Genomic DNA, 13,189 nt, shown 5'->3' with positions numbered 1-13,189 from the left:
AACATGAGAAAAAGACACGAATACAAAGTTGCCCACCCCCGGTCGGTGCTCGGCGCTTCGCGCCTGTGCGCCGCCCGCCCCTCCCATGTCCCGCGCTACGCGCGGGACGGGAGGGGTCCCTTGCCCGATCCCGTACCTTCTCCCTCGCGATATCGATGTTCGCGGGGGCATTGGGATGACGGAAGACAAGAGGACCGCGAGGGCGCGGGGGACGCAAGGGCCCGGTCATGATGGGGCGGATTTTCCCAAGCACGAAACTCGGTTCCGCGAGCCCCCACCGGATCAGCACGTTCGAGTGAATTCCTACCAAGTCTTCCCCGGCCAGAGCGGCGCGAGATCGACCGCCAGTCGCGCGATCGAAGCCGAAATCGAGGATTCCCATAAGCCACAAAAAGGCCAACCCCGAGTCACATGCCGCCGACGCGCGCCAGGATGCACATGGCGTGCTCAGGCTCGCCGTGCTCATGAGCGCAGTCCATCAGCAGGCTCGCTGCGAAGCGCAGCCCCTGATGCGCTGCAAGAATGCCGGTGATGCGGTGCTCGGGCATCGCCCCCCAGACACCGCCCGAGCACACGAGGAAGAGGTCGCCTGGCTCGGTGCTCTCGACCTGAGTCTTCATCTCCACCGCCGCCTCGCAGCCCAGCGCGCGCGTCGCTGCATTCGCATGTTGGACCAGCATCGCCAACGCATCCGGCGAGATCGCTCCGTCCAACATCCCACCGTCAAGCACAGCGTCATCACGCGTCCGCTCCTTCAGCTTCCCGCCGCGAAATCGATAGACGCGCATGTCGCCAACATAGGCCATGTACGCCGCCCCCGGCGCGAGCAGCACACCAGCGAACCTCATCTGCGCGCCATGCCCTCCCGGCTCCGGGCAGTCGCTCTCGGCACGACATCCGCTCGTTCGACACGGGCTCATCATCAGCCGCACTTCATCCCGGCATCTCGGCGCAGTCATCTCATCAGCACAGACACCGCCTGGGTTGTCTTTTTCGATTTCAAGATGTGTGTGCACCATCTCAACCGCAGTGCGGGACACCGACTCTCCGCCGAAGTCACCGGCGACCAGAAACAGCCCCAGACAAGGCAACGCCTCAAAGCTCTCCTCGCTCCTCGCACGACGCCTCGACACAGGAGCATCCGCCCCTGCCTCGATAGCAAGCGTTGGGCACACCATCATCCACCTCGCGCGCTCGTCGCAACGACGAGCCGAGTCAGGGCGCACCGCGCCCGCGGTGCGCCGGATTCCATCGATGTCGCAGCGCATCACGGCGCTGTCGCACGTTGTCAGCGCGCGCGGACCGTCAACAGAGGCTCGCTCGAACCGGCGCCCTCGAAGCGGCGCCGTTCACTCAACAATCCTTGCGCTCGAGGCGCGCCGATCGCTCAAGCTTCACCAGCGTCAGCTTGCCGCGGCGCTTGCTCCGCCCTCTTGCACCACCCGCCGTGGGTGGGGTCTTCACTCAGCCGAGGCTCATCAGCTGTTTCGGACGGCTCCCCGACGGCCGCACCAGCTCCTCACCATCTCTCCGCGAGCCGCTCGCCTCGCGATGCAGTGCTCGCAGTACGGCTCCGGGTCCCATGCCACGTCCTCGAGGCCGAGCTTCCGTAGCCACATCCGCTCCCACTTCCCCGCCATGTTCAGGCTGCGGTGCGCACCAGAGGCAGGTATCTCGTCTCGGCGTGACTTCCGGTGCAGCGGCATGGGTACTCCTTGGGCGGACGGCACGGATTCTGCCGATACCGGAGGAGCTTGCCAAGAGGTTTCTCCCAGAAATTGATGTCCTTTCGCCGGGTTACGCTCAGCCACGCAGAATTGTCACGAAATCATACGGCCGTCCTCCCTTCCCCAGCTCTCACCGGTCGCAGCGCTCCAGCACCCCTGCTCGCCGCCGCACACGTCCCCCTCGGGGGGCACCTCTCCCCTTCGATCGCATCCATGCGATCGCCACCACCTCCTTCCGCTCCATCCCGCGGCGGCGCGGGCGTCGCTCTCGAGGACGCCCGCCGCGATCTCACCGCTCGCTCACGGAAACGCTTGCTCCGTCGCTGCCGTGCCTTCGGCGCCCGCGTTTTCCAGCACGTTGGCGCTTCCGCCGGGCCCGCCCCCGCCCGCCGTGCCGGGCATCAGCATCGTCTGTCCTTCCTGCTTCACCGCCTCGCCTCGGTACGCGATCGCAAGCGACGGCCCCCCGAGGCCTCCTCCTCCAGGGCCGCCGTTGCCTCCCTGGCCGCCCTTTCCTCCATCGCACGCGGCTTTCGAGCCGCCCATGCCCGTGCCGCCGACTCCGCCGAGGCCACCCAGCCCGCCCGGTTGAAGGTCGCCGCCTGCGCCTCCCTTGCCTCCGTTGCCCGCCTTCAACACGCAGTCCGTCAGCGTCACCTTCCCCTCCACGCTCGCCAGCGCGATGCTCGCTCCGCCCGCTCCGCCGCCTTGCCCGGGTAGCCCGCCGCAGCCGCCGGGTCCGCCGCTGCCTCCGCTCGCTCCGGCTCCTCGCATGCCGCCTGCGCAGATCGCCGCGCCGCCCTTTGCGCCGCCTCCGCCGCCTCCACCTTGACCAGGCTTGCCCGCTTTACCGGCACCGCCGCTCACGCCCGCGTAACCCGACGAGCTCAATGCGCCGAGGTCGCTCGCCGCGAGACCGCTATCACCGGCGGGGCCGTTATCACCGCCTTGGCCGGTACCACCGGCGGCACAGCTCCAATCGCCTGCCGCGGGCTCTCCAGAGCCTGCTGCGCCGAGCGCGCCAGGCTCTCCGACCTGTCCACCGCCGCCGTTGTTCACCCTGCCAGCGCCCCCCTCTCCGCCGATGGACAGCGCATCGCCGCCGCACACGCTTTCCACCTGCGCTCCTCCTGGCAGCGTCTCATCCGGCGCTCCTGACGTATCCAGATCGCTGCACGCATCGGTTCCGGCGTTCCCAGCCGACGCCTGCGCCGGCACCTCGCTCGGCGCATCCTCTCCCTCCGCGCCGTCCGCCCCGTTCCCGGCGATCAGCTCGCACCGCACCAGTTCCGCCTCCGCGCCATCCACCAGCACCGCGATCGATGACGCTCCCGCCTCCTGCGCATCCGCAGCACGCACCGACACGTCTTCGATCCTCGCCGTCCCCTCGCCTCGCATCACCTTCAGCGCGATCGCCTCTTCGGTCGGCGCCACGGTCGTCTTCTTCTCCTCGCCGTCCCAGCGCCAGCCGTTCGCGCAGTCGAGGCCGCCGAAGATTGACACGCCCGCGGGTATCTCTGCCGCCTCCTTGAACTCCTCCGCGCATGCGTACACCGCGCTTTCCTGCTTCGCCGCCAGCGCGATCGCCTTACTTAGCGTCTTCACGGGTTCCGCCTTCGTCCCGGCGCCGTCGTCATTACCGCTCGCCGACACGAACACGCCGCACGAATCGCTCACAGAGGCCTTCGCCTCACTTGGAACGCACTCCTCAGGCGTGCCGCCGCCGGCACCACCACCGCTGAGGAAACTAGGACACGTGAGCAGGAACTCGCAGTCGTTGTCGAGCCCGATCGACAGATAGTCGCAGCCGCTCGCGATCACCGATGCTGCGCCCCAGCTCATCAACCACGTCACCCGCCTGTTCTTCATTGTGTTCACCATCGCCCCGCTCACCACGCTCCCACGACGACGACACCGCCCCCACCGACGTTCGTCTGGGGCAACACGCGCACTTCATGCGCCGCCGGTGCGGCGCGCCGAGGCCAGAGCGCATATGTGACCGCAGCGACCGCCAGCGCCCCCGACGCCGCGTAGCCGATCACGGACACCGTGCCGAATCGTGCCGCGCGCTCCGCCTCGCTCTCCACGTCGCGGCATATGTCGTTCAAATCGCTCGGCGGCTCGATGCACCGTCCGTTCGCCTGCCGGATCTGCTCTCGATATCCCTCCGCGTCACTCCGCGAATTTCTCGACAGCACCGTCGTCGTGACGCCGACGGCCAGCCCGACCACGCTCGCCGCCCCCAGCGCGATCACCGGCACCCAGCTCCGCTTTTGCGGTTCCGGCCCCGGATACGCCGGCGCCGCGGGCGGCATCTCCGCCACGGGCGCCCCCGCAGCGGCGCCCGGCGCGCTCCCCCCCTCGGCCGCATTGGCGACCGGCGCCGTCTCCTGCGCCTCGCTCTTCAGCGGCGGCAACGCCAGCGCCGCCACCGCCGTCCCTCCCTTGGCGACCTTCACCGTCTTGCTTGCCGGCCCATACCCCTCCAGCCTCACCTCCACCCGGTGCTCGCCTGGCTCGACGAACACCTCTCCTTCCAGCGGCGCCTTCCCCACAGCCTTGCCGTCCACCGTCACCTCCGCCCCCGCCACGCCCGCCGTCACCACGAGCGCTCCCACCTGCGCTCGCGACTCCGCCAGCCGCTTCTCCGCCGTCGGCTTCAGCTTCGCTACGACTTTGAGCAGTGGCCAGTGCCGCAGCGCGAATGAAAGGTACTGCGCTGCTTCCTTGTGCTTCTTCAGCTGGTACTTCGTGTTCCCGAGGTTGTACGCCACGTCGAACGTCGGATTCAGCTCCCACGCCGACTGAAGCTCCGCCTCAGCTTCTTGGTACTTCCCGTCCGAGTAGAGACGTCCCGCTTTCTGGACGAGCGCATCGGCGCGCTTCGCCGCATCGGCGCTGGAAGAGGCTTCCTGCGGCGCCGCAGGCTGCGCAGCGGCGATGTCAGGGGCGGCGATCACGGTCGCCGCAGTGAACAACAAGGCAAGGGATCGGCAGTTCATCATCACGGCTCCACTCGGTTTCACTGCATCCAATCTTCGTTGAGCTGGTTGTCGGCCGGCACCGGCGCGACCGGTACCGGCGCGACCGGCGCCGGGCGCGGCGCCGCACGCGCCGGCGGCGCAGGTGCCAGCGGCGCAGACGCAGGCGCGGGCGGGTCGCTCTCGATCGCCACATCGTCGAGGCTTGGCTCGACCGCCTCCGGCGGCGCCGGCGCTGCCGGCGGCGACAGCTCCGAGGCCACCGGCGCCACCACCGCGCTCCGCGCGGGCGCCCCGCTCGACCGCGGCGCTGGCTCTTTCTCTTTCGGCGGCGCCTGTCGTCGCACGATCGCCAGCGTCACGAACGGCATGCTCAGCGCCAGCAACGCGAGCGCCACGATCCACCACCTCCTGCTCCACCGGCCCCCGGCGGCCGCCTGCGCGCCGGCCGGCGGCTTCGGTGTCGCGACCGGCAGCGGCGTCACGGGCAGCAACGACGACGGCAGCAGCGCCTTGTCGATCGGCGGCAGCCCCCGGTCCGCCCACTGGCTCGGCGCCGTCGCGCCGTGCGACACCAGCGCGCCCGGTTGCGCCGCCGCGTTCTGCGGAACCACGCCACCACGCGGCACCGCCGCCGCCCCGCCGTACTGCGGCGCCGCCGCGCCACCGTACTGCGGCGCCGCCGCGCCACCGTACAGCGGCACCGCCGCTCCGTGCTGCGCCGCCACCGCTCCGTGCTGCGCCGCCACCGCTCCGTGCGGCACCGGCGCACGCCGCTGCGCCGCCACCGCTCCCTGCGGCATCACCGCTCCGTGCGGCAGCGGCGGCGGCCCTGCGCCCTGCGGTATCACCGCTCCGTGCGGCATCACCGCTCCGTGCGGCATCACCGCTCCGTGCTGCGCCGCCACCGCTCCGTGCGGCAGCGGCGGCGGTGCTGCGCCCCGCGGCGCCACCGCAACGTGCTGCGTCGCCGCCGCATCCTGCGGCACTGCCTGTCCCTTGGGCAGCGCCGGCACCACCGGGAACTGGAACAGCGGCTGCCCTGTCGGCTTCTGCTGCTGCATCTCGGACAGCGCTCGGTCCAGCTCCGGGTTGTCCAGCGCCTGCTGCAGCTTCCGCTCCGCCACCGCTGGATCCGCCTCCCGCTGGATGCTTGCCAGATCCGGCAGGTACTCCCGGATGTCGTCGCTGTCCTTGTTGATGCCCATATCCAAGACCTCTCTCCATCAGCGACTAGAACGGCCTGCACCCCACGGTCGGACACGGGCCCGCTGGCTTCGCGCCCCCTTGTTTCGCAGGCGCCGCCTTCGGTGCCGGCGCCGTCTTCTGTGCCGGCGCCGCCTTCTTCTTCTCTTCCGCCAGCACCCGCAGAAACGACGGCTTCTGCCGCTTCGGCATCTCGTAGATGTCCTCGTCGTCCTCTGTCCCCGCCGGCGCGGTCCTCACCGGCGCTGGCCTCGCCGCTTCTGGCCGCGGCTCCTTCGACGACGCTTCGGCCTCCGCGGGCGCCTGCACCTCCGCGGGCGCCTGCACCTCCGTGGGCGCCTCGGCCGAGCTCGCCGCCGTGGCGCTTGCCGTCGTCTCCGGCGCGGGCGCCGCGGCGGCCGCCTTGGCCGGCGGCACCGCGGCGGCCGCCTTGGCCGGCGGCGCCGCGCTCGCCGGCGCCGCGCTCGCCGTCACGCTCTCGGCCGGCTCCGCGGAGGCCGCCGGCTCCGACGCGTCCCCGCTCATCGCTCGGAGTCCCAGCGCAATGCCCAGCCCCAACCCCGTGAGCCCCAGCGCCACGAGCGGCGCCAGCAGGTACGTCCGCATCGACCGCCGCGGCTGCGCGAGCATCGCCGCCGGCGGGCTCGCTGTCTCTCTCGGCAGCGATCCCGGCGCTTGCATCGCCGGTGCGGAAACCTCCCTCGGCGCCGTCGGCCGCCCTGCGGCAGGCAGCGGCGTCGTTCCCGCCCCCGGCGGCTCCATCACCGGCAACGCCGGCGTCACGTACTGCGCCGCAAGCGCGCGCAGCTCCGGCGTCACGTACGGCGACCCGACCTCCGGCGCCGCCGCCTCCGCCGCTCGTTGCGCCTCCCTCCAGGGCAACTGCGGCGCCGATGCTCGCTGCGACTCCATCGCCGGCGACGCCGGCGCCGCGTGGTGCTGCGCTCCCGCCTGCGGCAACGGCGGCGCTGCGTAGTACTGCGCTCCCGCCTGCGGCAACGGCGGCCCCGCGTAGTACTGCGCCCCCGCCTCCGCTGGCGGCGGCGGCACCGCTCGCTGCGACTCCATCACCGGCAACGACGGCGGCGCCGCGTAGTACTGCGCCCCCGCCCTCGGCAACGGCGCCGCGTGGTGCTGCGCCCCCGGCCCCGCCTCCGGCAACGGCGGTGCGGTCCTCTGCGCGCTCCTCTCAGCCCACGCTCCCGCCAGCACCGCGGTGGCTTCCCGCCCCGTCCTCGCCGGCCCCGCGGTTTCCCGCGGCCTCAGCGCCGGCAGCGTCGACGGCAGCGGCTCCGTGTACCCCACCCCGAGCCCCCGCAGCGAGCGCGCCCGCGCCCTCGACGCCGCCGCGAACGGCAGCGCGCTCGCCGGCGCCACGAACTGCGCCAGCGGCACCGTCTCTCCGTGCGCCACCCGCCGCATCCTCTTCCCTTCCTCTTCTTCTTCCTCGCTCACCCGCCCCATCCCGCCCCCCTCGCTCTCGCTCTCCCCGCGCGCCCGCGCCTCCTCCGTCTCTTCCTCGCCCGCCAGCCTCCCCGCCGCCTCTCCGCTCCCGCTCACCGGCGCGCTGTCCTCCAGCTCCACCCCCGCGAACGCCGCCTCACGCTCCGCCTTGATCCGCTCCTGCGCCAGCCGTCGCGCCAGCACGTGCCCGGCCGGCACCGTGTCCCTCAGCAGCGACCGCAGATCTCGCGCCACCTCGTCGAACTTCGCGTACCGCTCCTCCACGTCGATCGCTATGCAGCGCGACACCACCGGCCACACGAACTCAGGGCAATCCGGCACGATCTCGTGCACAGGCTCCGGCGCCGCCACCAGATGCCCCGTCAGCGTCTCCTCCGCCGTCGCCGGCTCGCTGTCGTCCAGGAACAGGTGCTTGCCCGTCAGCACCTCGTAGAAGATCGCCCCGAACGCGTAGATGTCCGTTCGACCGTCCGGCTTCGCCCGCTCCGCCTTCTTCGACGCCCCGTACAGCAGCTTCACCTGCTCCGGCGAGATGTACCTCACCGTCCCCACGTCCGGCAGGTCGTCCGTGTTCATCCCCCCGTCCGCGAACTTCGCTATCCCGAAGTCCAGGAGCCACACGTGCCCTTTCGCGTCCGCCTTCGTCCCCACCATGATGTTCTCGGGCTTCAGATCACGGTGCCATATCCCCTTCGAGTGCACGAACGTCATCGCGTCCGCCACCTGAAGCATCACGTGCATCGCGCTCAAAAAATCCAGTCGGTACGCCTTGGTCAACAGCTTCCTCAGCGTCCTCCCTTCGAGGTAATCCATCACGATGTACGCCACGTGCTCGGGCGACACCCCGGCCTTCCTCATCCGCACGATGTTCGGGTGCTTCAGCTTCGGATAGAACTTGCACTCCTGCCGGAAACGCCTCGCGAAGTCCTCTCTCCTCACGTGCCGCGGCGACATGCACTTGATCGCCACCACGTCCTCCGAGTAGTCCTCCACCGCGCGGTACACTTCCCCCATCCCGCCCGCGTCGATCAACTCCGTCACGCGGTAGTCAAGGAACACGTCTCCGGCCTGGAGCGGTCCTCGCGCCATCACCACGCACCCAGGCCGCGCAGCGCCAGCACCCCCAGCACCGAGAACACCACCGTGCTCGCCAGCGTCAGCCCCGCGAACAGCCGCGCGTCCACCCCCGCTGCACCCTCCTCCGCGGCCGCCGCCACCCGCCCCCCGGCTCCCGCCTCTCCGCCGCCGGACGGCATCGCTTCGAACCACGCCCCGCTCTCCGGCTCCCACGCCGCTTCCCCCTCCCCTCCCTCGCCCCTCGCCCCCGCCATCCGCCCGCCTCCCCCTGTTCCCGCCGTCCCCGCCCTCGCCCCCGCCCCGCTCTCTTCCTCCTCCACCCCCAGCCCCGCCCCGATCCGCGCGAGCTCCTCCGCGAACGCCTCGGCGCTCTCGAACCGCTCCTCCGGCTGCTTCGCCAGCGCCTTCAACACCGCCCCGTCCAGCGCCCCCGGGATCGCCTGCACCGCGTGACGCGACGGCGCCGCAGGCGCTTCCACGACGTGCGCCCGCAGCACCTCCAGCGCGTCCTCGACATGTGCGAACGGACCGTGCCCCACCAAGAGCGTATACATCAGCAACCCGACGGCATACACGTCGGTCCGCGCATCGACCGGCTGGCATCGCGCCTGCTCCGGCGAGGCCGTCCGGGGGGTCCCGACGAGCAACCCCGCCTCGGTCGGAACCGCCGGCCCGGCCAGGAAACGCGGCGGCGCTGTTCCCGGCCCCGTCCTGGCAACGCCCGCGTCGAGCACCTTCGCGACCCCGAAATCGAGCACCTTCACGACGCGGGCCGCCCCCGGCGCCGCCGCGTCCGGCGCGCACAGGAACACGTTGTCGAGCTTCACGTCGCGGTGCACGATCCCGACCCGGTGCGCCGCCGCGAGCCCCGCCAGCACCTGCCGCGTGACCTCGATCGCCTCGGACACCGGCAACGACCCGCGCCGCTCCAGCTCCTCCCGCAGCGTGCACCCTTCGAGCCGCTCCATCACGAGATACGCCCGCCCCCGCGGCGTCGTGCCGAGATCCATCACCGCCACCACGTGCGGCGACGAGACCGCCGCGAGCGCCTGCGCCTCGACCCGCAGTCGATCCGCGAACCGCGGATCCCCGGCGAGCGTGCGGCGGACCAGCTTCACCACGACCCGCTTCCGGAGGGCTCGGTGCTCCGCCTCGATCACCTCCCCCATGCCCCCGCGCCCGAGCGCCCGGAGCGCGCGGTACGGCGTTCCTTCCAGCGCGTCCCCCCCGTCGCCGGGAAGCCGTGCGCTGTCTGACCTGAGGCGTGCCACAAGCGGGGTCTCCTGAAGTGGAAATCACGAGCACGGGGCCGGTTCAGACAAAGAAAATGCTCCGGCGCTGTCGATTGTTGAAAACCAACGTCGATTCAAGTAGTTGCCGGCCCACGAAGCGCTCGGACAGCAGCCCCCGGCCCGCGCCCGCCGCCGCCGCGCCCCCGGGCGGCCCAAGAAAAGGCCCTGGCGCGTCGCTTTCTCTGTCCGAACCGGTCCGCCGAAGGTGATTTGAGAGAGGAAGGACGAAGGGGCGCCGCGCCGCACGCGGGGCCCCGCCACGCGAGGTCCCCATGACGCACGACGCTCCCCAGCACGACGACCTCCCCATCACGGGCGACGTCGATCCCCTCGTCGATGCCTGTGCCGAAGACGCGCTGAGCCCGTACCTCGGGGCGCTCTCGCCCGAGGAGATCGAGGATTACCGCAGGCTCCTCGCGATCTTCATCACGACGCACCCGGCGTCGGCGCCGCTCTACGATCGCCTGCGGGCGAGGCCTCCTGTCCTGTCCGAGAGCGGCGAGGTGGCCCGCGAGGGCGCGGGCGCGGAAGGGGCGCGGGCGACCCTGGCAGCGCCGGAGCCCGCCGACGGGACCTTCGGTGGGCGGCGGTGACAGGCAGCCAGCGCCCCCCTCCATCGCCTCCGGATCATGAGCGCGTGCTGGAGGCGCTGCCCATGGCCCGCCACGTCGCGCGGACGACCGCGCGGGTCTATGGCGTACGGACGCGACAGGGCCTGGAGGACTGCGAGCAGACGGCCTATCAGGCGCTCCTCGAAGCGAGCCCCGGATACGACGCCGCGCGCGGCGTCCCGTTCGGCGTCTACGCATGGAAGAGGGTCGCCGGCGCCGTCATCCGGCTGCTCACCCGCGAGGCGTCGTTCCGGCGCGCCGGCCTCGACGCCGCGCTCGCTGCGGCCGAGTCGATGCGCGACGCCGGCGATCCGTTCGGCGACGACGACACCGACGCATTGAACCAGCTCAAGAACCAGTGTCGCGCGCTCGTCTTCGCGCGCTTCGTCGCGGACGCCGGCGAGCGGCTCAGGGCGCCCCCCGAGGACGCGATGGCGCGCACCCAGGCCCTCGAGGCGCTCAGGACGGCGCTCCACGGCCTCGACGAGCGCGAGGCGCGCCTCATCGAGCTCCGGTACTGGCAGGACCTCTCCTGGGCCAAGGTCGCCGCGGCGCTCGGCGTGCACGAGAAATACGCCCTGCGCATGGACGAGCAGCTGCGGAGGCGGCTAAGGGGCGATCTGCGGGCGAGCGACGTCGATGCGCCGCCGCCGAGCGAACCGCCGTAGGGCGCCCACCCCGTTCAACCGTTACCGAGCATCACCAGGTCCAAGGTCGAAAAGCTGCTTGTCGTGTCCTCGCCTTCGAGGCGGCCTGCGAGGCAGGACGACGGCTGGAGGGCGGCGCCGGGCGGCCGCGGTTCAAGCCGGCCGAAAAACTACCGCAGAGCTGGTGGCGAGGGCACGTTTGCGCCGCGCGAACGGCCTTCACGGACAGCGCCCGATCTGAAAGCCTCACCGAGGGTGCGTTCCCCGGCGATCGTCGCCGGAGGAAGACCAAGGAGGCACCATGGCGCTCAAAGACCTCTCTCCTCGTCAGATGGTCCAGATCACGGCGGCTTGGCTCGACCCGGAGCGCGAAAGGCCGCGCCTCGTATCGCTGAAGCGGTGCGCTCCGCTCATCGACGATATCGAGGCGGCGCACGACGGGATCTTGAAGTCGCACCGCCGGCAGAAGAAGGCGAATGACGAGCTCACCGGCATCCAGCAAAAGCAGGGCGTGTTCGATCAGATCCATGATCGCAAGGCCCGCGGCGCCCACGCGGTGCTCACCGGCTTCGCCGATCTGGCCGACGATCCCGAGGACGCCGCGATCTACCTCGATCTCCGCGATCAGCTCTTCGCCGATGGGCTCAAGTTCATCTCGGCGAGCTACAGCGATGAGGCGGGCGAGGTGAAGCTCGCGCGCGACCGGCTGACGCCGGAGTCGAAGGCGGCGCTCAAGGCGCTGCCGACGCCGGGGGGCAACCTGCTCAAGGCGGGTGCAGGCGTGGTTCGCCGGGGGCGACGAGCTCGGCAAGCTGGACGCGCAGCGCATCCACCTGGAGGCGCAGGACCAGCCGGGAGCGACCGAGCTGCAGCGTGAGGCGGGCAAGGTCGAGCGCCGGCGCTCGGGCGGCAAGGAGACCGACGCGGCCGACGGCGCCCCGCCGGCAGACGGCGGCGCAGGCGAGCCCGCGATCGACGAGGAAGCGCCCGTGGCCGGGGTGGATTGACGTGGCAGCCCCCGCCCGCCAGCCCCCTCTCAACGGTTCGCATCCATCGCGCCCCCCGCCGCCGCGAGGCGCCTCACAACGGATCGCGTCCATGCCGTCAGAACCACCACGCCTGCTTGACGCACCACGTCGGCGCTGCCATGACCGATTTCCTCCGCCTCGGGCGCGTTATTTCAGTCGGGCTCGCCGGATCCACGCTCGGGTCCGCCGGCCCGTCTGTCGTGTCTGGCGCGCCCCTGCCCCGGGGGACTACGCTCTGCGTTACCCCACAGCAACAGGAGCCAACCGAGCCGTGAAGATCCTCGTTCCGCTCAAGCGCGTCGCCGATCCGGATAACGCGAACAAGGTGAAGATCCCTCCTTCAGGGGACAAAATCGAGACGACCGGGCTCGAGTGGAAACCGAACCCGTTCGACGAGTACGCCCTGGAAGCGGCGCTGCGCCTGACCGAGGACGGCAAGGCGCCGAAGACGCGCGCGGGCGAGGTCGTCGTCGTCACCTTCGGGCCCAAGGAGACCGAGCAGACCCTCCGCGCCGCCCTCGCGACGGGCGCCGACAGGGCCTTCCGCGTCGACGTCACCGACGACAAGCTCGACGGCGACCTCGTGGCCCGCGCCCTCAAGACGCTCGTCGAGCGCGAGAAGCCGGACGTCGTGGTCATGGGCAAGCAGGCCGTCGACGGCGACTCGAACCAGGTCGGCCAGATCCTCGCCGAGCTGCTCGACTGGCCGCTCGCCACCTTCGCCGCGACCCTCAAGGAAGAAAAGGGCGCGCTGCTCGTCGGCCGCGAGGTCGACGGCGGCGTCGCCACGCTCCGCGTGCGCCTGCCGGCCGTGGTCACGGTCGACCTCCGCATCGTCGCGCCGACCAGCGTCTACTCGATGAAGACGGCGCCCACGTTCAAGTACAACGACGGCGTGCGCTTCGCGGCGCTCCCCGCGATCATGGCCGCCAAGAAGAAGCCCCTCGTCGAGGTGAAGCTCGTCGACCTCGCCGCCGACCCGACGCTCAAGGTCCAGTACCAGGCGTTCCAGGCGCCCCCGGCGCGCAAGGCAGGCATCAAGGTGAAAGACGTCGGTGAGCTCGTCACGCGCCTCAAGGACGAGGCGAAGGTCCTCTGACGGACCGCGAATGCAGGTCGTGGCCCCCGCGCGCGCGGGGATGAACCGACACAAGTC

Annotated in this window: 10 protein-coding genes; 4 read left to right on the top strand and 6 right to left on the bottom strand. The window is 71.1% G+C overall.

The features are described from left to right. Nucleotides 1–407 precede the first annotated feature (407 nt). From WMF17_RS04000 to WMF17_RS03975, 6 genes are all read right to left on the bottom strand, one after another. Nucleotides 408–1,268, bottom strand: coding sequence for a PP2C family protein-serine/threonine phosphatase (locus WMF17_RS04000; protein ID WP_437648199.1), 861 nt, complete (start codon nucleotides 1,266–1,268; stop codon nucleotides 408–410). 759 nt (nucleotides 1,269–2,027) lie between these two features. Further along, complete coding sequence (locus WMF17_RS03995) at nucleotides 2,028–3,596, bottom strand: PGRS family protein (RefSeq protein WP_437648197.1); 1,569 nt, start codon at nucleotides 3,594–3,596, stop codon at nucleotides 2,028–2,030. A 20-nt stretch (nucleotides 3,597–3,616) separates the two neighbouring features. Beyond that, the gene (locus tag WMF17_RS03990; protein ID WP_437648195.1) at nucleotides 3,617–4,687 is read right to left on the bottom strand and encodes a PEGA domain-containing protein; all 1,071 of its coding nucleotides are present in this window, start codon (nucleotides 4,685–4,687) and stop codon (nucleotides 3,617–3,619) included. A gap of 62 nt (nucleotides 4,688–4,749) precedes the next feature. Beyond that, nucleotides 4,750–5,916, bottom strand: a complete 1,167-nt coding sequence (locus WMF17_RS03985) for a hypothetical protein (RefSeq protein ID WP_437648194.1) — start codon at nucleotides 5,914–5,916, stop codon at nucleotides 4,750–4,752. A 25-nt stretch (nucleotides 5,917–5,941) separates the two neighbouring features. Next, nucleotides 5,942–8,467 (bottom strand): protein kinase domain-containing protein, encoded by a 2,526-nt coding sequence (locus WMF17_RS03980; RefSeq protein ID WP_437648192.1) that lies wholly within the window; start codon nucleotides 8,465–8,467, stop codon nucleotides 5,942–5,944. Continuing rightward, a complete protein-coding gene (locus WMF17_RS03975) occupies nucleotides 8,467–9,726 on the bottom strand; it encodes a serine/threonine-protein kinase (RefSeq protein ID WP_437648190.1) in 1,260 nt (419 codons plus the stop codon). Before WMF17_RS03975 ends, WMF17_RS03980 begins: the two co-directional genes overlap by 1 nt. Nucleotides 9,727–10,019: 293 nt before the next feature. Between WMF17_RS03975 and WMF17_RS03970 the strand changes: the two genes are divergently transcribed. From WMF17_RS03970 to WMF17_RS03955, 4 genes are all read left to right on the top strand, one after another. Then, nucleotides 10,020–10,340 (top strand): hypothetical protein, encoded by a 321-nt coding sequence (locus WMF17_RS03970; protein WP_437648188.1) that lies wholly within the window; start codon nucleotides 10,020–10,022, stop codon nucleotides 10,338–10,340. 62 nt (nucleotides 10,341–10,402) lie between these two features. Beyond that, nucleotides 10,403–11,026: a sigma-70 family RNA polymerase sigma factor gene (locus WMF17_RS03965; RefSeq protein WP_437648186.1), complete on the top strand. Its 624-nt coding sequence runs from the start codon at nucleotides 10,403–10,405 to the stop codon at nucleotides 11,024–11,026. A 280-nt stretch (nucleotides 11,027–11,306) separates the two neighbouring features. Then, on the top strand, nucleotides 11,307–11,882 hold the full coding sequence (locus WMF17_RS03960) for a hypothetical protein (RefSeq protein WP_437648184.1): 576 nt from the start codon (nucleotides 11,307–11,309) through the stop codon (nucleotides 11,880–11,882). Between the two features lie 422 nt (nucleotides 11,883–12,304). After that, complete coding sequence (locus WMF17_RS03955; RefSeq protein ID WP_437600627.1) at nucleotides 12,305–13,132, top strand: electron transfer flavoprotein subunit beta/FixA family protein; 828 nt, start codon at nucleotides 12,305–12,307, stop codon at nucleotides 13,130–13,132. Nucleotides 13,133–13,189 lie beyond the last annotated feature (57 nt).

The sequence above is a fragment of the Sorangium sp. So ce362 genome (genome assembly GCF_051519845.1).
In the GTDB taxonomy this organism is placed as follows: domain Bacteria; phylum Myxococcota_A; class Polyangia; order Polyangiales; family Polyangiaceae; genus Sorangium.
This window is presented reverse-complemented; position numbering and strand designations above follow the sequence as displayed.